Source organism: Mesorhizobium sp. M0938 (genome assembly GCF_040319125.1).
Classification (GTDB): Bacteria; Pseudomonadota; Alphaproteobacteria; order Rhizobiales; family Rhizobiaceae; genus Mesorhizobium; species Mesorhizobium robiniae.
The window spans coordinates 108358-129133 of record NZ_JAMYNS010000001.1 but is presented as its reverse complement, the minus strand read 5'-3'; the positions used below and the strand labels follow the sequence as shown (position 1 = coordinate 129133).

At 62.8% G+C, this 20776-nt stretch carries 20 protein-coding genes; 12 read left to right on the top strand and 8 right to left on the bottom strand.

All coding sequences use genetic code 11. The features are described from left to right. Positions 1-62 precede the first annotated feature (62 nt). The 5 genes from NKH73_RS00570 to NKH73_RS00550 all read left to right on the top strand — a co-directional run bounded on the left by NKH73_RS00570 (position 63) and on the right by NKH73_RS00550 (position 5171). Positions 63-1280, top strand: coding sequence for a urate hydroxylase PuuD (locus NKH73_RS00570; protein ID WP_352926575.1), 1218 nt, complete (start codon positions 63-65; stop codon positions 1278-1280). Between the two features lie 2 nt (positions 1281-1282). Next, positions 1283-2593, top strand: coding sequence for a guanine deaminase (gene guaD / locus NKH73_RS00565; RefSeq protein ID WP_352926572.1), 1311 nt, complete (start codon positions 1283-1285; stop codon positions 2591-2593). Between the two features lie 31 nt (positions 2594-2624). Then, positions 2625-3344, top strand: a complete 720-nt coding sequence (locus NKH73_RS00560; RefSeq protein WP_352926571.1) for an aspartate/glutamate racemase family protein — start codon at positions 2625-2627, stop codon at positions 3342-3344. Positions 3345-3411: 67 nt separating this feature from the next. After that, positions 3412-3909 carry a heme-degrading domain-containing protein gene (locus NKH73_RS00555; RefSeq protein ID WP_352926568.1) on the top strand — a complete coding sequence of 166 codons (498 nt, stop codon included), beginning with the start codon at positions 3412-3414 and terminating at the stop codon, positions 3907-3909. Next, positions 3906-5171: a glycerate kinase type-2 family protein gene (locus NKH73_RS00550; protein ID WP_352926565.1), complete on the top strand. Its 1266-nt coding sequence runs from the start codon at positions 3906-3908 to the stop codon at positions 5169-5171. Before NKH73_RS00555 ends, NKH73_RS00550 begins: the two co-directional genes overlap by 4 nt. Positions 5172-5173: 2 nt before the next feature. Here the strand turns inward: NKH73_RS00550 and NKH73_RS00545 are convergent, their stop codons facing one another. The 6 genes from NKH73_RS00545 to NKH73_RS00520 all read right to left on the bottom strand — a co-directional run bounded on the left by NKH73_RS00545 (position 5174) and on the right by NKH73_RS00520 (position 13159). Beyond that, entirely contained in the window at positions 5174-6637 is a 1464-nt protein-coding gene (locus tag NKH73_RS00545; RefSeq protein ID WP_352926562.1) for a UdgX family uracil-DNA binding protein, read from the bottom strand. A gap of 2 nt (positions 6638-6639) precedes the next feature. Further along, positions 6640-7875, bottom strand: coding sequence for a putative DNA modification/repair radical SAM protein (locus NKH73_RS00540; protein WP_352926560.1), 1236 nt, complete (start codon positions 7873-7875; stop codon positions 6640-6642). Between the two features lie 95 nt (positions 7876-7970). After that, entirely contained in the window at positions 7971-9392 is a 1422-nt protein-coding gene (locus NKH73_RS00535; RefSeq protein WP_352926557.1) for a glutamine synthetase family protein, read from the bottom strand. A gap of 13 nt (positions 9393-9405) precedes the next feature. Beyond that, a complete protein-coding gene (locus tag NKH73_RS00530; protein ID WP_352926555.1) occupies positions 9406-10788 on the bottom strand; it encodes an aspartate aminotransferase family protein in 1383 nt (460 codons plus the stop codon). A gap of 102 nt (positions 10789-10890) precedes the next feature. After that, positions 10891-11865 carry a WD40 repeat domain-containing protein gene (locus NKH73_RS00525; RefSeq protein ID WP_352926553.1) on the bottom strand — a complete coding sequence of 325 codons (975 nt, stop codon included), beginning with the start codon at positions 11863-11865 and terminating at the stop codon, positions 10891-10893. A gap of 226 nt (positions 11866-12091) precedes the next feature. Beyond that, on the bottom strand, positions 12092-13159 hold the full coding sequence (locus NKH73_RS00520; protein WP_352926550.1) for a CobW family GTP-binding protein: 1068 nt from the start codon (positions 13157-13159) through the stop codon (positions 12092-12094). Positions 13160-13351: 192 nt separating this feature from the next. Between NKH73_RS00520 and NKH73_RS00515 the strand changes: the two genes are divergently transcribed. Both NKH73_RS00515 and NKH73_RS00510 read left to right on the top strand, forming a co-directional pair. Then, positions 13352-14083, top strand: coding sequence for an intradiol ring-cleavage dioxygenase (locus NKH73_RS00515; RefSeq protein WP_352926548.1), 732 nt, complete (start codon positions 13352-13354; stop codon positions 14081-14083). Between the two features lie 220 nt (positions 14084-14303). Beyond that, positions 14304-14774 (top strand): MarR family winged helix-turn-helix transcriptional regulator, encoded by a 471-nt coding sequence (locus NKH73_RS00510; RefSeq protein ID WP_095484383.1) that lies wholly within the window; start codon positions 14304-14306, stop codon positions 14772-14774. A 16-nt stretch (positions 14775-14790) separates the two neighbouring features. Here the strand turns inward: NKH73_RS00510 and NKH73_RS00505 are convergent, their stop codons facing one another. Beyond that, entirely contained in the window at positions 14791-15669 is an 879-nt protein-coding gene (locus NKH73_RS00505; RefSeq protein ID WP_352926544.1) for an AraC family transcriptional regulator, read from the bottom strand. 35 nt (positions 15670-15704) lie between these two features. On the opposite strand from NKH73_RS00505, the gene NKH73_RS00500 reads away from it, so the two are divergent. The 5 genes from NKH73_RS00500 to NKH73_RS00480 all read left to right on the top strand — a co-directional run bounded on the left by NKH73_RS00500 (position 15705) and on the right by NKH73_RS00480 (position 19831). After that, on the top strand, positions 15705-16112 hold the full coding sequence (locus tag NKH73_RS00500; protein ID WP_352926541.1) for a DUF2000 family protein: 408 nt from the start codon (positions 15705-15707) through the stop codon (positions 16110-16112). Between the two features lie 234 nt (positions 16113-16346). Next, positions 16347-17231, top strand: coding sequence for a DMT family transporter (locus tag NKH73_RS00495; RefSeq protein ID WP_352926539.1), 885 nt, complete (start codon positions 16347-16349; stop codon positions 17229-17231). A 123-nt stretch (positions 17232-17354) separates the two neighbouring features. Continuing rightward, on the top strand, positions 17355-18377 hold the full coding sequence (locus NKH73_RS00490) for a LacI family DNA-binding transcriptional regulator (RefSeq protein WP_352927637.1): 1023 nt from the start codon (positions 17355-17357) through the stop codon (positions 18375-18377). Further along, entirely contained in the window at positions 18374-19357 is a 984-nt protein-coding gene (locus tag NKH73_RS00485) for a 2-hydroxyacid dehydrogenase (protein ID WP_352926536.1), read from the top strand. Before NKH73_RS00490 ends, NKH73_RS00485 begins: the two co-directional genes overlap by 4 nt. An 84-nt stretch (positions 19358-19441) precedes the next feature. Further along, positions 19442-19831 (top strand): hypothetical protein, encoded by a 390-nt coding sequence (locus NKH73_RS00480; protein ID WP_352926533.1) that lies wholly within the window; start codon positions 19442-19444, stop codon positions 19829-19831. 19 nt (positions 19832-19850) lie between these two features. Here NKH73_RS00480 and NKH73_RS00475 read toward each other — a convergent pair whose 3' ends face one another. Beyond that, the gene (locus NKH73_RS00475) at positions 19851-20624 is read right to left on the bottom strand and encodes a gamma-glutamyl-gamma-aminobutyrate hydrolase family protein (RefSeq protein WP_352926530.1); all 774 of its coding nucleotides are present in this window, start codon (positions 20622-20624) and stop codon (positions 19851-19853) included. Positions 20625-20776: the final 152 nt, after the last annotated feature.

Here is a 20776-nt window from a genome sequence, read left to right as displayed (position 1 = left end):
TCGGCCCTTTCCGTTTGCGCTCCAGCCCGTAAAGTCACCCGATCGGCAGGGACGATCTTTCAATGATGGATTTCGCGATTTTCTGGGACTGGCTGAGTTTCGCCGTGCGCTGGCTGCATGTCGTCACCGGCATCGCCTGGATCGGCTCATCCTTCTATTTCGTCGCAGTCGATCTCGGGCTGCGCCAGCGTCCGGGCATGCCCGCCGGCGCCTTCGGCGAGGAATGGCAGGTGCATGGCGGCGGCTTCTACCACATCCAGAAATATCTGGTGGCGCCGGCCGAAATGCCCGAGCACCTGACCTGGTTCAAATGGGAATCCTACGCCACCTGGCTATCGGGCTTTGCCATGCTGTGCGTCGTCTACTATGCCGGGGCGGACCTGTTTCTGATCGATCCCAATGTCCTCGCCATGTCGGTGCCTACAGGCATCTTGCTGTCGCTGGCGACGATCGGCGTTGGCTGGGTGGTCTACGACCTCCTATGCCGCTCGCCGCTCGGCAGGAGCGACACCGGCCTGATGCTGGTGCTCTATGGCGTGCTGGTGTTTATCGCCTGGGGTCTTACCCATCTGTTTACCGGCCGCGCCGCCTTCCTGCATCTTGGCGCCATTACCGCGACGATCATGTCGGCCAATGTCTTCATGGTCATCATCCCGAACCAGAAGATCGTCGTCGCCGACCTGATCGCCGGCCGCAAGCCCGACCCGAAATACGGCAAGATCGCCAAGCAGCGCTCGCTGCACAACAATTACCTGACCCTGCCTGTTTTGTTCCTGATGCTGTCGAACCACTACCCGCTGGCGTTCGGGACCGAGTTCAACTGGGTGATCGCCTCGCTGGTATTCATCATCGGCGTGCTGATCCGGCATTATTTCAACACCATGCATGGGCGCAAGGGCAACCCGACCTGGACCTGGCTGGCTGCGGCCGTCCTGTTCGTCGTCATCATCTGGCTGTCGACGGTGCCGAAGGTGCTGACCGGCGAAGTCAAGGCGTCCTCGGCAGCACAAATCTATGTCGCCTCGGCGCATTTTCCCGCCGTGCGCGACACCGTGCTTGGCCGTTGCTCGATGTGCCATGCGCAGGAGCCGTCCTACGAGGGCATCTATCACGCGCCGAAGGGGGTGATGCTCGACACGGACGCCGGTATCGCCGAGCAAGCCCGCGAGATCTACCTGCAGGCCGGTCGCAGCCACGCGATGCCGCCCGCCAACGTTACCCATATCACCGATAAGGAGCGGGCGCTGCTGGTGGCATGGTTCGAGGAGGCAGGGAAATAAGCATGACCAGCACGCTCCTGCGCGGCCGCACGCTGTCCTTCCTGCGTTGGCCTGAGACCGTCGACGACCATTCCGCCTGGCGCTATGAGGAGGACGGCTGCCTGCTGCTCCGCGACGGCAGGATCGTTGCCGCGGGCGCCTATGCCGACATCGAGAAAAAGGCTGGTGAAGGCGCAAAGAAGATCGATCACCGCCCACATCTGCTGCTGCCGGGTTTCATCGACGCGCATGCGCATTTTCCGCAGATGCAGGTCATCGCCTCCCATGGCGCAGAACTGCTCGACTGGCTGAACACCTACACTTTCCCCGAGGAAACCAAATTCCGGAACGCCCAGCATGGCCGTCGCATTGCCAGGCTGTTTCTCGATGAGGTGGTGCGTCACGGCACGACGACAGTGGCCGCCTATTGCTCGGTCCACAAGGAGTCTGCCGAAGCGTTCTTCGCCGAGTCGCATGACCGCAACATGCTCAACATCGCCGGCAAGGTGATGATGGACCGTAACGCGCCGGAGGGCGTGCTCGATACAGCTCAGTCGGCTTATGACGATAGCAAGGCGCTGATCGCCGATTGGCACGGCAAGGGACGCCAGCACTATGCCATCACGCCGCGCTTCGCCATCACCTCGTCGCCTGAGCAGTTGGAAATGGCGGACGCGCTCTGCCGTGAACATCCTGATCTGCACATGCAGACGCATCTGTCGGAAAACCACGCCGAGATCGCCTTCACCCTGCAACTCCATCCAAAGGCGCGCGACTATACCGATGTCTACGAGCATTACGGGCTGCTCGGGCGCAAAAGCCTGTTCGGCCACTGCATCCATCTGTCGGAACGCGAGGCGGATGCGCTTTCGGATTCAGGCTCGGTGGCGGTATTCTGCCCGACCTCGAACCTGTTCCTCGGCTCGGGCTTGTTCGACTATCAACGCTACCGCCGCCGCGAAAAACCACTCCGTATCGCCGCCGCCACCGATGTCGGCGGCGGCACTAATTATTCGATGCTGCGCACCATGGACGAGGGCTACAAGGTGATCGCGCTGAACGGCGAGAAGCTCAATCCATTCCAGTCGTTCTGGCAACTCACCCGCGGCAATGCCGAGGCGCTGTCGGTTGTAGAAAGAATCGGCACCCTTGACCCAGGCAGCGATGCCGACATCGTCGTGCTCGACGCGCGCGCCACGCCGGCGATGCGGCTGCGGATTGAGACGGTGGAGACGCTGGCGGAGGAGTTGTTTCTGCTGCAAACATTGGGCGATGACCGCGCCGTGCGCGAGGTCTATGTCGCGGGGTGGCCGGCCAAGAGCGATCTGTTATAGTATAAACGGCAGGTGCGAGGGGATCCCACCAATGACCGTCCGTCAGGCGAAACTCATCGGCATGATAGGCGGGATGAGCTGCGAATCGAGCGCGCTTTACTATCGGCTGCTCAATCAAACCGCGCGTCGGCTCCTCGGCGGACATCACAATGCCAGGTCGGTCCTGTACACGCTGGATTTCGACGAATTGAACGAAATGGCAGCACTCGGACGCTGGGACGTCATCGCTGAAAGAGTAGCCGAAGCGGCGCGACACCTGGAAAGGGCCGGCGCCGATCTGGTGATGATCACCTCCGTCACCGCACACCGTGTGGCCGACCAGGTGGAGCCCCTGCTTTCCGTCCCGCTGCTGCATATCGCGGATGTCTCAGCGCAGGCTATTCGCTTGCGGGGCTTTGCGCGTGTCGGGCTGCTGGGAACGCGCTACACGATGGAGCAGGATTTCTTCTCGGGACGTTTGCGCCGGCACCACGGCCTCGAAGTTCTGACACCGCAGCAGCAACAGCGCGAGGCTTTGCACAGCATCATCATCGATGAGTTGACGCTGGGTATAGTGGAGCAGGCCTCCAAGGCTGCATTGCTGGACATGGTGGTAGACCTCCAGGCGCGCGGCGCGCAGGCGGTGATCTTGGGCTGCACCGAGCTTCCGCTTCTGGCCGCTTTGGACGAGTATCCATTGCCGGCTTTCGATGTCATCCAACTTCATGTCGAGGCGGCGCTGGATGTGGTTCTGGTAGATGGGCGCGCCTGACGGTCGATGTCTTGACCGCGCCGCGATAGTCGGCCAAAGCCGGCTACGACATTGGGAGCGAAGACAAATGGCCGACGACATCGAGGCGATCAAGCGACAGGAAGCCACACTCGTCTTCCCGACCTTCGACGAAGCAGTCGCCTTCAAGATCGGTTCAGCGATCCGCGAGCGGGCATTGGCCGAGAACATGCCGATCATTGTCGATATCAGGACTTTCGACCGGCCGCTGTTCTATGCCGCGATGCCTGGCTCCAACGCTTCCAATCCGGACTGGGCGCGGCGCAAGATCAATGTGGTGCGACGCTATCTCAAAAGCACCTATCGCATGGTTCTGGAGCAGCAGCGCCCCGAGCGCAGCTTCAAGGTCGGCGAAGGGCTGGATATTGCCGACTATGTGCTGGCCGGCGGCGGGTTTCCGATAACGGTCAAGGGCGCCGGCGTAATCGGCGTTATCGCCGTCTCGGGCCTGCCCGAGCGCGAAGACCATTGCGTCGTCATCGACGCACTGTGCGAGCATCTCGGCATTGACGGGCGCGAGTTGGCACTGCCGCCGGAAGCAAAATGACAGAGATCGATCCCAAGACCTTCCTCACCGCCATCTTCAATGCCGCCGTTGCCGCAGCCGATCCCCAGAGGACCATCAGGGATCATTTGCCGGCAAAGCCGAAGGGCCGCACTATCGTCATTGGCGCCGGAAAAGGCTCGGCGCAGATGGCGGCGGCTTTCGAGAAGGTGTGGGACGGGCCGATCGAAGGGCTGGTCGTCACCCGTTACGGCTATGGCGCGATCTGCCAGCGCGTCGAGATCATCGAGGCGGCGCATCCGGTGCCGGACGCCGCCGGTCTCGAAGCCTCGCGCCGGTTGCTCGAAAAGGTCCAGGGCCTGACGGCGGACGATCTGGTCGTGGCCCTGATTTCCGGTGGCGGCTCGGCGTTGTTGCCTTCGCCCGCCGGCAGCCTGACGCTGGCCGACGAGATCGCCGTCAACGAGGCGCTGCTTGCCTCCGGCGCGCCGATTTCGGCGATGAACACCATCCGCAAGCATGTTTCCACGATCAAGGGCGGCAGGCTGGCGGCTGCTGCCTATCCCGCCAAGGTGGTCTCGCTGGTCGTCTCCGACATTCCGGGCGACAATCCGGCGCTGGTCGCTTCCGGCCCGACCGTTCCCGATGCCGGCAGCCGTCAAGAGGCGCTTGCATCGATCGCCGCCTATGGCATGAAATTGCCGGCCTCTGTCATGGCGCATATCAATTCGCCGGCCGCCGACGCACCGCGCGCTGACGATCCGCGTTTTTCGCGCAACGAAGTGCATCTGATAGCCTCGGCCGGCGTATCGCTGGAAGCGGCTGCGGCCGAAGCCAGGCGCCGAGGCATCGAAGCGGCTATCCTTTCCGACTCCATCGAGGGCGAAGCGCGCGAGGTCGGCGGCGTCCATGCGGCGATCGCGCGCGAGGTGGCTATGCGCAACCGGCCTTTCCAGAAGCCGGTGCTGATCCTGTCAGGCGGCGAGACGACCGTGACGCTTCGAGCCAAGGGCAGGGGCGGCCGCAACTCGGAATTTCTGCTTGCCTTCGCCATCGGCATCAGCGGCATGGCGGGTGTCCATGCGCTGGCCGCCGACACCGACGGCATCGACGGTTCGGAGGACAATGCCGGCGCCTTCGCCGACGGTTCGACGGTGTCGCGGATGCGGGCAGCGGGCGTCGATGCCAAGGTGATGCTTGCCGGCAACAACGCCTGGACGGCATTCGACGCCGTCGGCGATCTTTTCGTGCCAGGCCCGACCGGAACGAATGTCAATGATTTGAGGGCGATCCTGATCAGATAGGGTCAGGCCGCCATCAGCTTTTTTACCGCCTTCATGTCCTGCAGGAACCGCTCGCGTTCGGCCTGTTTGTCCGCCGGCTCGCGGATGCGCAGGATGAAGGACGGATGGATAGTGACGAACACACGCAAGCCATCCTCGCGCTCCACGACCGTGCCGCGCATCTTCATGATCGGCACGACCTTGCCGAGCAGAGACTGCGCCGCGGTTGCGCCGAGCGCCACCACAAGATTGGGCTTGATCAAATCGAGCTCCTTGTCGAGCCACCAGCGGCAGGCCTGCACTTCGCCGGCATTTGGCTTGGAATGGATGCGCCGCTTGCCGCGCGGCTCGAATTTGAAATGCTTGACCGCGTTGGTAACATAAACTTTCAGCCGATCGACGCCGGCATCGTCGAGGATGGCGTCGAAGACCTTGCCCGCCGGCCCGACGAAAGGTTTGCCGGCCAGATCCTCCTGGTCGCCGGGCTGTTCCCCGACGAAGATCACTTTGGCCCTGTCAGGCCCTTCGCCGAACACGGTCTGCGTCGCATTGCGCCACAGCGGGCAGCGACGGCAGGCTTTCGCCACTTCGCGGAGTTCGGGAATGGTGCTTGCGCCATCGTCGTCCTCCAACTCTCCCGGCCGGTGCTTCGGCCAGTGTTTTGCCTGCACCTTGGCGTGGTGCGGCGCGGGTGTTGTCGGCATTCTCGCAATCATGTCCTTGGCGGCCTTGCCGGCTCCTGCGATCAGACTTGGAATGAGCGAAGCCTCCGGAAGGTTCCGCCAATATTTCTTCGGCATCTCCTTCTGCATCGCCTTCACCTTGAGCCGGGCCGGATTGAAGATGTTTTCGAAATAGGTCAGCCAGAGCTCTTCGGTGGCATCTTCCGCCGGCGCATCGCCCTTGGTTGCCCCCGGCCCGATCGCCAGCCTGTCGCCATTCCAATCGGCGGAGGCATAGGGCGTTAGCAGCGTCCAGCGCATGCCGGTGAACCGGCGGACGAAAAAGGGCGCATTGCGCTCGACGATGAAGTGATCCGGCTCGAACCAGGCAATGTAACGCTCCTCGTCGCCGATCTTCCGGAAACGGACGAAGGCGCGCATTTTGTGGATGTCGCGGCGCACTGCCTTTTCCATCGCTTCGAGGGCTCGGATATCGGGATCCGAGGCGATCGACAGCAGGTTCAGCTCCGAGCGGAGTCGCCATAGCAGCCGGTAAAGAAGACTGAAACGACTCGGGTCGGAATGACAGAGCGCCGTCTCGGCGCGCTCGATGAAATCGCGTGGCACGGTGAGTTTGGCACCGGCAGGAATGGCGGGCAATCGATGCAAGTGCGGAGCCCGATGCGGTTCAACTTGCCAAATGACGTCTTCGGGCCGGATGTTGTTGAGCACAAAATGTCGCGCGGCGTCGCGCCAGCCGGTCATGTCCGTTTCGGCTTCGAGCCAGACCGTGTGTGCGGCGAGGTCCAGTTGTGCAGGCTTCATGATCAAAACAGCGAAAATTGCTCGCAGGAGCGCACAATCCTGTCGCGCAGACCTGCTGTGTCGGTGAGCGTGCCCGGTGACCAGCCTTCGGCAATGATGAATGGCCTAAGCTTCGCGATCGAGTGGCACAGCCGGCCGATATCTTCCAGCCGCAGGCGCCGGTGCCGGCGTGTCTGCAGGATTTTTGCAACCAACTTGGTGCCGAGGCCCGGCACGCGGAGCAAGACTTCGCGATCGGCACGGTTGATATCGACCGGAAACTGTCCCCTGTTGCGCAGCGCCCAGGCGAGCTTCGGATCGATGGCGAGATCGAGCATGCCGTCGCTGCTGCCAGCCAGAATCTCCGGTTGCGAAAAGCCATAAAACCGCATCAGCCAGTCGGCCTGGTAAAGCCGGTGCTCGCGCATCAGCGGCGGCTTTACCAGCGGCAGCGCTGACGATGAATCCGGGATCGGGCTGAAGGCGGAATAGTAGACGCGCCGCAGATGATAACTGCTATAAAGCCGCGCGCTCGTGTGCAGGATACCGTCGTCGGAGGTCTTGTCCGCTCCGATGATCATCTGTGTTGACTGGCCACCTGGCGCAAAGCTCTCCCGTTTCCTGGTCCTCAGCGTCGGTTCCGAATTTTCTTCGATCTTCTGGCGCAGCCTCGCCATCGACAGCCGGATGGTTTCCGGCTGTTTTTCCGGAGCCAGCTTCCTGACACCTTCATCGGTCGGCAGCTCGACGTTGATCGACAGTCGATCGGCATAGAGCCCCGCTTTCTCGACCAGCTCCGCCGAGCTTTCGGGAATGGTCTTCAAATGGATATAGCCGGAAAACTTCTCCTCCAGCCGCAGCCGGCGCGCCACCTCAACCATTTCTCCCATTGTTTCCTCGGGCGAACGGATCACGCCCGAGGACAGGAACAGGCCTTCTATGTAGTTGCGTCGGTAGAACTCCATGGTCAGCTGCACCACCTCGTCGATGGTGAAGCGGGCGCGGCGTACATTCGAGGACGAGCGGTTGATGCAATAGCTGCAATCATAGATGCAGAAATTGGTCAGTAGAATTTTCAGCAGGGAAATGCAGCGGCCATCCGGCGCGTAGGAATGGCATATGCCCATGCCTTCCGTGGAGCCGATGGCGCCGGATTGCAGCGAATCCCTTTTGGTCGCGCCGGACGAGGCGCACGAGGCGTCGTATTTGGCGGCGTCCGACAGGACGGCAAGCTTTTCACGGATCGAGGGCGCTGTCATATGTTCATGATATGTTCTTAGGCGCCGAAGCGCTATAACATTTGACATGCGCAGCAGAAAAGTGATGGCAACCCCGTCGATCCGGCCTGGAAGGATCAGACTTCGTGCAGATAGAGGTGATAATCCAGTTCGCTGACCGTGCGCGCTACGCGCAGATATTCGGATTGCTTGATCGCCACGAACGTTCGGTGCAGGTCTTCGCCCAGTGCGCCTTTGAGGAATGTCGAAGCCCTCGCCGCCTCGATCGCGGCGCGCCAGTCCACCGGCATCGTCGTGCGCGTGATTGCCGACTCGTAGCCATTGCCGATGGTTTCGGGGCCGGGATCGAGGCCCTCGTCGAGACCCCTGGTGATGCCGGCCAGCACCGTTGCCGCGACCAGATAGGGATTGGCGTCGACGCCCGACGGCCGGTGCTCGATGCGCCGGTTTTTGGCATCACCCGCAGGCACGCGCAGCGCCACCGAGCGGTTGTTGACACCCCAGCTCGGCGCTACCGGCGCATAGGATTGCGAGACGAAGCGACGCCACGAATTGGCGTGCGGTGCAAACACCAGCATCGATTCCGCCATGGTCTGGATGAGGCCGCCCAGTCCGCGCAGCAGCGGCAAGGACCAGGTCTCGCCGCTGGCTTCAGCGAAGACGTTCTTGCCGGCCTTGTCCTGCAGCGAAACATGGAAATGCATGCCCGAGCCGGCATATTTCTCGATCGGCTTGGCCATGAAGCAAGCGGTGACGCCGTGGCGGCGCGCCTGGGCCCGCACCAGCCGCTTCAGCATGACGAGATCGTCGGCCGCCCGCATCACGTCCTGGCGGTAGTTCAGCGTCAGCTCGTATTGGCCGGGCGCATATTCGGAAATGACCGTCTCGGCCGGAATGCCTTGCACCTTGGCCGCGGCGTAGATGTCGGAAAACAGCGGTTCCATGCCGTGCAGATGGTCGACGGAATAGACCTCGGTCTTGGCTGAACGGCGGCCGTCGAGCACCGCGTTCGCCGGCTGCACCTTGCCGTCGGCGTCGCGCTCATTGGCGAGCAGGAAGAATTCGAGCTCGAAGGCGCCGGCCGGATGCAGACCCTTGGCCGCAAGTATCTCCACCTGCCGGGCAAGCGCCAGCCGCGGGTCGGAGGACATCGGCTGACCATCGAGATGATACATCGCCATCAGCACCTGGCCGCGTGGCGGCTGTGTGCCGAACAGCGGCACCAGCGTGCCGGGGATCGGCCATGCCCGCAGGTCGCCGTCGCCGGTCGTCCAGATCAGCCCGGTCTCGTGAACGTCCTCGCCGGTGATGTCGAGGCCGAGGATCGAGATCGGCATGTGCCGGCCACCCTCGAAGATGCTCATCAACTCATGCCGGCGCACGATCTTGCCACGCCCGACGCCATTGGCGTCGGTCAGCACGATGTCGAACGCTTCGATCTCGGGGTGGGCGTCGAGAAAGGTTTGCGCCTCGGCGGGCGTCGAGCCAGAAGGGGAGGCGATGATGGCGTTCAAAGTTTGCTTGTGCGCGTCTCTCATGTGCAAGCTTGTCTCATGCCGCGAGCCTTGCCGCAACCGCACCGAAGGCGCTGATCAGGCGGTTGACCTGGGTGGCGCTGGTCGCCGGCGAGATCAGCATCATATTGTGGAACGGCGCGATCAGCACGCCGCGGTTGACCAGCGCGACATGGATCGCCGCTTCGAGCTCCGGCGCATGCGCTGTTTCCGCCTCGCCGCCATTCCTCAGCGGACCCGGGGCGCAGATGAATTCGATGCGCGCGCCGACCCGGGCAACATGCCAGGGCAGGCGGTAGCGGTCGATGACGGCGGTCAGCCCGGCGTCGAGCCGCCGCGCCAGATGGTCCATATGATCATAGTTCTCCTCGGTCATCACTTCTTCGAGCGTGGCGCGCATCGCCGCGAATTGCAGCGGATTGGCCGAGAGCGTCGTGCCCATGCCGGAATAGCCCGGTTCCCTGGTCCTGATATAGTCGGCATAGCGCGTGGCGACTTCGTCGCTCATGCCCCATACGCTGGCCGGCACACCGCCGGCGATCGGCTTGCCGAGCACGAACAGGTCTGGTTCCAACCCATATTGCCTGGTGTAACCGCCGGGACCGGTCGAGATCGTGTGCGTCTCGTCGATCAGAAGCAAGGTGCCGGCCGCGTGGGTGAGACGCCGTAGCGCGTCGTGGAAGCCGGAATCGGGCAGCACCATGCAGGAATTGGTCAACACCGGCTCGGTGATAAGGCAGGCCACCTCCTTGTCTTTGAGTGCGGCCTCAAGTGCCGGCACATCGTTGAACTCGATGACGTCGGTTGCCCGCGTCAGGTCACGGAATTCGCCGGCCAATCCAGGCCGGTTGACCGGTTTGCCATCGACCAGCCGCACCATCGTCTCGTCGACCGAGCCGTGATAGCAGCCGTTGAAGACCATGATCTTTTCCCGGCCGGTAATGGCGCGGGCGACGCGCAGCGCAAAGCGGTTGGCGTCGGTCGCCGTCGTCGCGATCTGCCAGAACGGTAGGCCGAAACGCTGTTGCAGCAGCGGGCCGATGGCAATTGCATCTTCGGAAGGCAGCATGTAGGTGAGGCCGCGTCCAGCCTGCCTACGGATGGCGCGCGCGACCGGCGGCGGCGAGTGGCCGAACATCGAGCCGGTGTCGCCAAGGCAGAAATCGTCGAGCCGGTTACCGTCGATATCGGTGATGGTGGCGCCTCTGGCGCTGTCGACCAGGATCGGGAACGGCGTCGGCCAGTCGTTCATCCAGTGCATCGGTACGCCGCCGAAGAAGCCCTGCAGGCCATTGCCGACCTTCGCTGCCGATTTCGGCCGTGCCTTGCGGAAGGCTTCGGCCTCGGTCTCGCGCAGATCGGCGATGCGGGCAGTGCTGATGCCACCGATGGACGTTTTTAAAGGATCGATTGTATGCATGGCGGCCCCTCTCGTTCGCCACTCTAGCCAATCGGCGGCCGGAACCGCAATTGGTCACGGGGAATAGGGGAATGGGGTATGTATTCTCTACTGGCCTACTCGCTAGGCCGAAATGTCGATGACGCCGCAGTCGCCGGCAGCACTGCCGAAGGCGACGCGGCGCTCTTCCTTGTCCCACATCATCGAGGTGATGGCGCCCTTGCCCGGCCGCCGCAACAGCACCTCCTTTGCGTCGGCGAAACGCACCGCCATCACCATGCCGTCATCATAGCCGACGGCGACGACATCCTGGCTCGGATGGCAAGCGACCGAGGTCACCATGGCGTTGCCGCGCGTGCCGAGCTCCAGTGGCGCTTTGCCCATCGGCCCGTCCTTGCCCGAAAACGGCCAGACGATCGCCGCCGGCGCACCGGAACTCGCCAGCCATTTTCCCTTGGACGCCCACGACAGGCTTTTGACCTTGCCTGGATAGCCGCTCATGCGCATGTGCTTGCCGTCGGCCAGCTTCCAGCCATGCAGCGCGTTTTCCTGCATGGTGGTGACGAGGAAGGCGCCGTCCGGCGAGAAGGTGATGCCGGTGTGGGCGCCGGCCCATTCGAGCTCGACCGGCTTGCCGTCGGTCGCCGGGAAATGCAGCGTCGCGCCATTGTAGCGGGCGACGCCGAAGCGCATGCCCTTGGGCGAGAACGCCAGCCCCTCGACCGAGCGCGGATGCAGGAATTCCTTGGTCTTGCCATCCGCAAAGCGCACATACGCGGTCTTGCCCGAGGCGTAGGCGATGGCGCCTTGTGGTCCAGCGGCGACGCTGGTGATCCATTTTTTTCCGGCGCTCGCCAGTTCTGCCGTGTTGCCGCCTGCGGTAACCGAAAAGATCTTCCCATCCTCGCCCCCGGTGATTAGCCGGTCATTGGCCGCGTCGTGGAAGGCGGCCAGCAGCCCGTCATTGGCCTGCACAGTCTTGTGGCCATGATCAAGCCGATGGACCGCGCCGTCGGCCAGCGCAAAGTGCGGCACGTCGCCAAGGAAGACGGCGGTGATGCAATGTCCCTGGAGATCAAGTGGGGCGACTGTCGGCATGAGAGACTATTCCAAATCGTTGGCGCGGCTAGGTGCGACGCGACCTTCTTCCCTTGCGGGAGAAGGTGGATTGGCGCACAGCGCCAAGACGGTTGAGGGGTGCTGGAAGGATCGCCGTTGGTGCCAAGCTGGAACACCCCTCATCCGACCGAGCTTCGCTCGGCCACCTTCTCCCACAAGGGGAGAAGGAAAGAAGGTGCAGCGCTAGCGTTATAAGGTTTGGAAATCAAGCGGCCTGGCAGGCCTCAAAGCTCTTCTTCAGCCGCTCGGCGTCGAGTTCGCGGCCGATGAACACCAGCCGGCTCTCGTGCTTCTCGCCGTCTTTCCAGGCGCGCTGGTGGTCGCCCTCGATAATCATGTGCACGCCCTGGATGACATAGCGCTCGTCATCGCCCTTGAGCGCGATGATGCCTTTCAGCCGCAGGATGTTCGGGCCTTCCATCTGGGTGATCTTCTCGATCCACGGGAAGAATTTCTTCGGGTCCATCTCGCCGCCGCGCAGCGACACCGACTGCACCGTCACGTCATGGATATCGGAAGCGTGCGCGTGATGGTGGTGGTCGTGCCCGTCATGATCATGGTGGTGATGGCCGTCGTGATCATGATGGTCGTGGTCATGATGATCATGGTCGTCATGCGCCTCAAGGAAGTGCGGGTCGTTTTCCAGCGCACGGGAAAGGTCGAAGGCGCCGCGGTCGAGCACTTCGGACAACGCCACGCCGGCGCGCGTGGTGCGGTGGATCCTTGCCGCCGGGTTGATCGCGCGGATCGTCGCCTCGACCTTGCTCAGTTCCTCCGGCGTGACGAGATCGGTCTTGTTGAGCACGACGACGTCGGCAAATGCGATCTGATCCTCGGCTTCGCGGGAATCCTTCAGCCGCAACGGCAGGTGCTTGGCGTCGACCAGCGCCACCACCGCGTCGAGCCGGGTCTTGGAGCGCACGTCGTCGTCCATGAAGAAGGTCTGCGCCACCGGCACTGGATCGGCCAGGCCGGTGGTCTCGACCACGATGGCGTCGAAGCGGCCTGGCCGGCGCATCAAGCCTTCGACGACGCGGATCAGGTCGCCGCGCACCGTGCAGCAGACGCAGCCATTGTTCATTTCGTAGATTTCCTCGTCGGATTCCACGATCAACTCGTTGTCGATGCCGATCTCGCCGAACTCATTGACGATGACGGCGTAGCGCTTGCCGTGGTTTTCCGAAAGGATGCGATTAAGCAGCGTGGTCTTGCCGGCGCCGAGATAGCCGGTGAGAACGGTTACGGGGATCTGCGTCGTCTGTGCATCGCTCATGTTGGGCCTCGAAAAGGATTGTTGGCTCCATATAGGGTGCCGCCGGCCGTTTTGCACGCGGCAAACCGATGGGCCAAACAGGCGCCAACATTGCTGAATTTTCCCAACATTGCTGGACTTTCATTGGCGCGGGCTGGCCTCACTGCCTAGATAAAAACAATGCAGCTTGCTCCAGGATCAAAGAGGCGCCGGATGTCCGACAAACCATTGTCCTTGCCGTTGAGCCGACGCCAGGCCCTCGGCCTGATTGCCGTTAGCGCCGGCGGCGGCGTCTTTCTGCCGGGCATCGCGCTGGCTCAGCGGGCCTCGCGCTATGCCGGACTTGCTTTGTTCGATAGCGGTGCCGGCGTCTGCGCCATCACGCCGGAAGCGACCGAGGGGCCGTTCTATTTCGACCCGAAGCTCGAACGGTCCGATATCACCGAAGGCAAAGCGGGCATTGCCCTCAATGTGCGGCTGCAGGTGGTCGACGCGAGCTGCCGGCCGCTTGCCGGCGCGCGCGTCGACATCTGGCATTGCGACGCGCAAGGACATTATTCGGGCTATCCCGGGCAAGGCGACGGCCAGGATGCCGACACCTCAGGCCAGAGTTTTCTGCGCGGTTGGCAAAAGACCGATGGCACCGGCATCGTCTCGTTCGCCACCATCTACCCCGGCTGGTATCGCGGTCGCACCACTCATATCCACTTCAAGGTCTTCCCCGATGACAATTCGGTGATGACCGGCCAGCTGTTTTTCCCCGACAGCCTGAGCGATCAGATATTCACCACTGTCGCACCCTACACCGACCGGTCCGGCAGGCGGGATACGATGAATGCCAGAGACGGTATCGCGCGGCGTGCTGGACCGCTGTCGCAGGCAGCGCTGCGCGAGGTGGCGGACGCCTACCAGGCCTTGATGATCGTCGCGGTAAAGGCTGATTGAGTTTCGTTTCATGTGTACGGCGCTCCGGCTGAAGGCTCCCACCTGCACAGATAAGTCGTTTGTCATCTAACTGAAATAAACATCTGGCATTAGCCACGGCGGACATCGCATTGCTTGCCGGCAAAGCTGTTTTGCAAAGCCGGATCTTTTTGATCGTCGATTGCCAACCGGGCGGCTGCCTCTATGCTGTCCGCACCGGTTCGGCCGAAGAGGGATGACCATGGCCAAGGCGGACAAGACTGCGACAATGAGCCGGCTGCATTCGGCGGCGCGGCTGGCACGTACTGCACTGGCGGCGCGGCTTCTAGGGCACGGCTTTTATGCCGGCCAGGACCAGATCATGCTGGCGCTCGACCGTGAAGACGGGCAGACGCCCGGCAATCTTGCAGGCCGCCTCGGCGTGCGCCCGCCGACCATCACCAAGACCATCAACCGGCTGCAGGCGCAAGGCTTCCTGGAGAAGCGCGCCTCTGCCGCCGACGCCCGCCAGGCGCATATCTTCCTGACCGACACTGGCCGCGAGATCATTCACGCGATCGAGAAATCGGTGAAGAAGACAGAGAAGCAGGCGCTGAAAGGTCTCGACAAAAAGGACCAGAAGGCGCTGTTCAAGCTGCTCGCCCGCGTTGAGGCCAATCTCTCGAACGGCGAGATGGTTCTCGTCGACGACGAGATCGACGCCGACGAATGATCTGCAGCTGACGCTGTCACGCAGCCGTTGCCGACGATCCACGGACCAGGGCCGACCAGCGGCCCGGCGTGACGCCGAACGCTTTCTTGAAGTGCCTGATAAAATGGCTTTGGTCGCTGAAGCCGGCCGCTATCGCGATCTGCGCCAATGGTTCATTCGCCTCGATCATGCGGCGTGCCCGTTGAAGCCGGCGCATCAAGAGAAAGCGATGCGGGCTGGTGGAGAAGGCAGCACGGAAATGCCGTGATAGGGCGTAGCGGTCCAGCCCCGTGATCGCCTCCAGCTCGTCGGAACGGACGATACGGAAAACATTTTCTTCCAGATAGTCGCGTGCCAGGCTGGCAGCCCGCCACGCTGTCCTTGGGATCGGTTTGGCCGGTAGGCCTGCATGCCGTGCCAGGCTTTGCATCAGCTGTGTAATGAAGTCGGCGACAAACAGATCGTCCAGCTTCTGGTCCAACGGCCCCAGCGCCGAAAGCAGCCTGGTGCGAAAGACAGGATCCGTTACCACGGCATCCCTGACGAAAGGCAGCGGTGCGCCGACCGTATCGAGGCAGTCCAGCACGATGGACGGCTCCAGATAAAGCATTCTGTAACGCAGGCCGTCTTCGGTGCCAGCACCCCCGTCGTGCAATTCGTCGGGATGCAGCACGATGATCTGGCCGGGCAGGCTGTGACGCGTCGCGCCGCGATAACGGAAGGTCTGGACGCCATGCAGCGTCACGCCGATGGCGTAGGTGTCGTGACGATGGAGATCGAAGGCGCTGCCGTGGAACCGGGCCTCGATGCGCTCCATACCGACGGAATCGGGGGCCGAGATGACGCAGTTTTCTGCCGCATCAACGCACAAACGTCCAAGACCCTGGAAGGCCTCGCCATTTAGATCGTGTGACATCGCTTCATTCGCGCCTTCGAATTGGAAAGTCTCTCATGTTAGACACGAAATTTGCAATCGTGCTGCAGGACGATCTTCCCGTCTGGCAGAAACTCAACGTCACCGCCTTCCTGACCAGCGGCATCGTCGCGCAGTATAGAGACATCATCGGCGAACCCTACCGCGACCGCGCCGGCAACATCTACAATCCGCTGTCGATCCAGCCGGTCATCGTGCTTTCGGCCGACCGCTCGACGCTCAGTGCGATCCACCGGCGGGCGCTGGAGCGTGGTGTGACGACCTCGCTCTATGTCGACGAAATGTTTTCGACCGGCCATGACGCGGCCAACCGCGCTGTCTTCGCCGAATTCGCACCCGACGACGCCAAGGTCGTCGGCATCGCGCTGCGCGCCGAAAGGAAGCTAGTCGACAAGATCACCAAGGGCGCCCGAATGCATCCCTAGCGCATCGGCCCGAAAATCTTAGTCGGGCCTGACCGGGGTGCGTACCGGTTTGGGGCGGCGACATGCAGGAACAAGACCAAGCCTGTGACGGCTGATTGTTGTGCCAGTCTCTTTTGGCTTGCCGGCAAGTGGCAATTCCCGCAAAAGTGAGCTCTATCTCACCATCCGGCCTGAAATTTGAGTCCTCCCCCAAGACAAGACGAAAGCGCGACGCCTCCGACGGCGATCCTTTGCATGCTTTCCGTCTATGTGTTTTTCACTTTCCTCGATAGCAGCAGCAAATATCTTGTCGTGGCCGGCGTCTCGGCGCTGATCGTCGCCTGGGCTCGCTTCGCCGTCCATGTCGTGCTCGTCGGTATTTTTCTGCGCGGATGGCGCGAGCCGGCGCGCTTTCGCGCCAACAATCTGCCAGCGCATATCCTGCGCGGCGCGTTCCTGTTCGGATCGACCATTTGCAATGTCATGGCGCTGCGGACCCTGCAACTGGCCGAAACCACCTCGATTTACTTCTTTGCACCGATGGTGATCACAGCACTCGCCGGTCCTTTGCTCGGTGAGTGGGCGGGCTGGCGGCGCTGGCTGGCTATCCTGAGCGGCTTCGTCGGCGTCCTCATCATCACCCGGCCGGGCGTCGGCGTCTTTGGCATCGGCCACCTCTTCGCGCTCGGCTCGATGCTATCGAATTGCTTCTATGTCATCATGACGCGGCGCATGTCGGCGACCGAAACCTCGGAGAGCCTCATCCTCTTTTCCGCGCTGGCGCCGGCCGTACTGCTGCTGCCGATGCTGCCGTTTTCGCTTTCGCTGCCACAGGATGGCTGGCACTGGTTCATCCTGCTGATGCTCGGCGTCTTCGGCGCGATCGGCCACTGGCTCCTGGTTCAGGCCTACCGTCTCGCCACCACCACCGCACTGGCCCCCTATCCCTATTCGCAGATGATCTGGATGATCATTGCCGGCTGGATTGTCTTCAACCAGTTTCCCGACCGCTGGACGCTTGTCGGAGCTGCCGTCATCGTCGCCAGCGGCCTTTATATCGTCCATCGCGAGCATCGGCTACGCGTGGGCAACCGCGCCGCTCTCGACGTCGAGGTGGAAGCGTTGGCAAAAAAACTTTGATTTGTTCCCGAAGGGTGGCATAAGGCCGCGTTTAAACTGTTTAGATCATGATCCCGCAAAGTGGAATCCGGTTTTCGCTGGAGACCATGGATCGGCTCTAGACCGTCGGGGGAGCGCAAGGCGCTGGCACAGAAGATCAAGCTTTCGACGATCGCGGATGCGCTCGGCGTGTCCACGGCCACGGTCTCGCTGGCCCTGCGCGACAGCCCGCTGGTCGCCGGAACCACCCGCGATCGCATCAAGGAACACGCCCGCGCTATCGGCTATATCTACAATCGCCGCGCCGCCAGCCTGCGCACCTCGCGTTCGGGCATCGTCGGCGTCGTTGTCCACGACATCATGAATCCCTTCTTCGCCGAGATCTTGCGCTCGATCGAGAGCGAGCTCGACCGCAGCCGGCAGACCTTCATCCTGTCGAACCATTACGACCAGCTCGAAAAGCAGCGCACCTTCATCGATACGCTGCTGCAGCTCGGCGCCGACGGCGTCATCATGTCGCCGGCCATCGGCACGCCGCCCGAAGATATCCTGATGGCCGAGGAAAACGGCCTGCCGGCGGTGCTGATCGCGCGTACCGTCGAAGGTGCCGACGTGCCGGTGTTTCGCGGCGACGATGCGTACGGCACCGGGCTTGCCACCAACCATCTGATCTCGCTCGGCCACAAGCGCATCGCCATGGTCGGTGGCACCGACCAGACCTCGACCGGCCGCGACCGCTACCAGGGCTATGTCAACGCGATGGAGGCGGCCGGGCTGGAGGTCAGGCCGTCCTGGCGCATCGCCGGCCCGCGCACCAAGCAGGCCGGTTTCGAAGCCGCCGGGCAGTTCCTGGCGCTGAAGGACAGGCCGACCGCCGCCTGCTGCTGGAACGACCTCGTTGCCATCGGCCTGATGAACGGCATCGCGCGCGCCGGGCTGGTGCCTGGCATTGACATATCCGTCACCGGCTACGACGATCTCGAGGAAGCCGCCATCGCGACGCCGGCGCTGACCACCGTCTGGAACGGCCAGCGCGAAGTTGGCCGCCGCGCCGCCAGCGCGCTGCTCGACAAGCTCAACGGGCAGGTGGTGCGGCCGTCGCAGGAACTGATCAAGCCGGAACTGCATGTGCGCCAGTCGACCGGCAAACCGGTGGAACGTGCATGACAAAAGCCGAACAGCAGCAAGCAGTCGCCATTCTGGTGCCGGGCCAATTCAACGATCATGCCGTCGGTCGCATCGACCGGACGTTCACCCGCATGGGGATCGAACGGCCTGACGCATCGCTGGTCACCGACGAGCTGCGCCGGTCGGTGCGCGGCATCGCCGCTTTCGGCGGCATAGATGCCGCACTGATGGACGCGCTGCCGAACCTCGAGATCATCGCCAATTTCGGCGTCGGCTATGATTCGGTCGATGTCCGCCACGCAGCACGGCGCGGCATTATGGTGACCAACACGCCTGACGTGCTGACCGAGGAGGTCGCCGACACCGCACTCGGCCTGCTGATCAACACCGTCCGCGATCTGCCGCGTGCCGAGACATGGCTGCGCGACGGCAGTTGGGCGCGCAAAGGCAACTATCCGCTAAGCCGGCTGACCTTGCGCGGCCGCAGCGTTGGCATTTTCGGCATGGGCCGCATCGGCCTTGCCGTTGCGCGGCGGCTGGAGGCCTTCGGGCTGCCGGTCGCCTACCACAACCGGCGCCAGGTCGAAGGCCTGCCCTACGACTATCACAAGACCCTGAAAGCGCTTGCCGAGGCGGTCGATACGCTGATCTCGGTAGCGCCCGGCGGCGCTTCGACCGAAAAGGCGGTCAACGCCGAAATCCTGTCGGCGCTGGGCCCCAACGGCGTCTTCGTCAACATCGGCCGCGGCAGCACGGTGGATGAGGCAGCACTTGCCGCAGCGCTTGCCAGCGGCACCATCGCCGCTGCTGGGCTCGACGTCTTCGCCGACGAGCCGAACGTGCCGCAGGCGCTGCTCGCCGCCCCCAACACCTCGCTTTTGCCGCATGTCGGCTCGGCATCGGAACATACCCGTCGCGCCATGGCCGATCTATGCGTCGACAATCTGGTTTCCTGGTTTTCGGAAGGGAGGGCGCTGACGCCGGTGCCGGAGACGGAAAAGGTAAAGGCGCGGAGCTGAGCGGTGACGTTTCATATTTATTAACGTCGGCTTAACGCTTTGAAATCATTCTGTATCTCTCGCCAGACGCGCGGAGAATACAGTATGAAAGCACTTCCCGCATTGATGGCGGCCGCCGTGCTATTCGGCGGCGTTCAGCTGTTTTACGGCGGCAGTGGCGGAGGAGCCAACGAGCCAACGCCGCCGTCCGGCAACTATAGGCTGGTGGCCAATGGCGACGAAGCGTCCTGCGCGGTCAAGCGCAGCACTGAGGTTTCGCACGGTCTGTCGCTGTTGACGGTCGCTGCGAATTGCCGCCGGATTTTACCCGGCATCGAGCGCGCGAAATTCTGGCGCGACCAGGACGACGGCACGGTCACCTTCAGCACGAACGGCATCGATCCGATCGTCACTTTCGCCGTCGCCGACGGCGACGGTTATGAATCCTACGCGCCGGCCCTGCCGCTGCTGTCGTTGGCGGCCAGCGGCCCCTGATTTCGGGCGATTGAGTTATCTATTCCGCGGCCGCGCGCGCGCCGGATTTCGCCGCGGCGTGCAGACGCACCGCGTCGCCGAAGGCACGGAATATCTTTACCGAGACGCTGTCCGACTTGACCCAGTATTCGGGATGCCACTGGACGCCGACGGCGAAGGCGCGGGCGTCCCGCACCGAAACCGCCTCGACGGTGCCGTCGCTGGCGACCGCCTCTATCTGCAGCTTCGGGCCGAGCCGGTCGACCGCCTGGCGATGCACCGAGTTGACCACTATGTCGCCCGCCCCGAAAACACCGGCGAGGCAGCTTCCGGGCTTGATCGAAATGGTCTGGCGGATGGCGAAACGTTCGTCCTGATTGTCGCTCGCCGGCGCGCGATGGTCCAGCGAACCCTCGCGCTCCTGGATTTCGGTCGCCAGCGTGCCGCCCAGCGCCACATTCATCTCCTGGATGCCACGGCAGATGGCGAGCAGCGGCACGCCGCGCTCTACTGCCTTGCGGATCAACGGCAGCGTCGTGGCGTCACGGGCGGGATCGTAGGGACCATTGGCCTCGCTGGCATCGCCGCCATAGAGCGAGGGATGCACATTGGACTTCGAGCCGGTGACCATGACGCCGTCGACCGATGACAGGAGTTCATCGAAATCGAGCCGGTCGCCGAAGGACGGCACCAGCAACGGGAACACGCCGGCGGCCGAAAGCGCCGCCTCCAGATATTGCTGCGGAGCGGCATGCCAAGTGTAATTGTCGAATTGGCGAACGTCAGTCGATATGGCGACGAGCGGCTGCTGCATTTTGATCCGGGTCCATTCAAGTGCAAGGATGCATTCTGCCTTTAAAATAGGCGATCCGAAGGCGCTTTGCCATGGCAAGTTTCGGTGCGTCACATGGGCCACGGAGCGGTCGTTAGACTATAGTTGCAAAGGGGGCATTCACACCGCGAATT

Excerpts from the sequence above, each read along its gene's own strand:
- NKH73_RS00555 (WP_352926568.1), top strand. The coding sequence starts at position 3,412 with ATGGCCGACGACATCGAGGCGATCAAGCGACAGGAAGCCACACTCGTC.
- guaD (WP_352926572.1), top strand. The coding sequence starts at position 1,283 with ATGACCAGCACGCTCCTGCGCGGCCGCACGCTGTCCTTCCTGCGTTGG.
- NKH73_RS00535 (WP_352926557.1), bottom strand. The coding sequence starts at position 9,392 with ATGAGAGACGCGCACAAGCAAACTTTGAACGCCATCATCGCCTCCCCT.
- NKH73_RS00525 (WP_352926553.1), bottom strand. The coding sequence starts at position 11,865 with ATGCCGACAGTCGCCCCACTTGATCTCCAGGGACATTGCATCACCGCC.
- NKH73_RS00570 (WP_352926575.1), top strand. The coding sequence starts at position 63 with ATGATGGATTTCGCGATTTTCTGGGACTGGCTGAGTTTCGCCGTGCGC.
- NKH73_RS00485 (WP_352926536.1), top strand. The coding sequence starts at position 18,374 with ATGACAAAAGCCGAACAGCAGCAAGCAGTCGCCATTCTGGTGCCGGGC.
- NKH73_RS00550 (WP_352926565.1), top strand. The coding sequence starts at position 3,906 with ATGACAGAGATCGATCCCAAGACCTTCCTCACCGCCATCTTCAATGCC.
- NKH73_RS00475 (WP_352926530.1), bottom strand. The coding sequence starts at position 20,624 with ATGCAGCAGCCGCTCGTCGCCATATCGACTGACGTTCGCCAATTCGAC.
- NKH73_RS00515 (WP_352926548.1), top strand. The coding sequence starts at position 13,352 with ATGTCCGACAAACCATTGTCCTTGCCGTTGAGCCGACGCCAGGCCCTC.
- NKH73_RS00530 (WP_352926555.1), bottom strand. The coding sequence starts at position 10,788 with ATGCATACAATCGATCCTTTAAAAACGTCCATCGGTGGCATCAGCACT.
- NKH73_RS00520 (WP_352926550.1), bottom strand. The coding sequence starts at position 13,159 with ATGAGCGATGCACAGACGACGCAGATCCCCGTAACCGTTCTCACCGGC.
- NKH73_RS00505 (WP_352926544.1), bottom strand. The coding sequence starts at position 15,669 with ATGTCACACGATCTAAATGGCGAGGCCTTCCAGGGTCTTGGACGTTTG.
- NKH73_RS00545 (WP_352926562.1), bottom strand. The coding sequence starts at position 6,637 with ATGAAGCCTGCACAACTGGACCTCGCCGCACACACGGTCTGGCTCGAA.
- NKH73_RS00500 (WP_352926541.1), top strand. The coding sequence starts at position 15,705 with ATGTTAGACACGAAATTTGCAATCGTGCTGCAGGACGATCTTCCCGTC.
- NKH73_RS00540 (WP_352926560.1), bottom strand. The coding sequence starts at position 7,875 with ATGACAGCGCCCTCGATCCGTGAAAAGCTTGCCGTCCTGTCGGACGCC.
- NKH73_RS00560 (WP_352926571.1), top strand. The coding sequence starts at position 2,625 with ATGACCGTCCGTCAGGCGAAACTCATCGGCATGATAGGCGGGATGAGC.
- NKH73_RS00495 (WP_352926539.1), top strand. The coding sequence starts at position 16,347 with ATGCTTTCCGTCTATGTGTTTTTCACTTTCCTCGATAGCAGCAGCAAA.
- NKH73_RS00510 (WP_095484383.1), top strand. The coding sequence starts at position 14,304 with ATGGCCAAGGCGGACAAGACTGCGACAATGAGCCGGCTGCATTCGGCG.
- NKH73_RS00480 (WP_352926533.1), top strand. The coding sequence starts at position 19,442 with ATGAAAGCACTTCCCGCATTGATGGCGGCCGCCGTGCTATTCGGCGGC.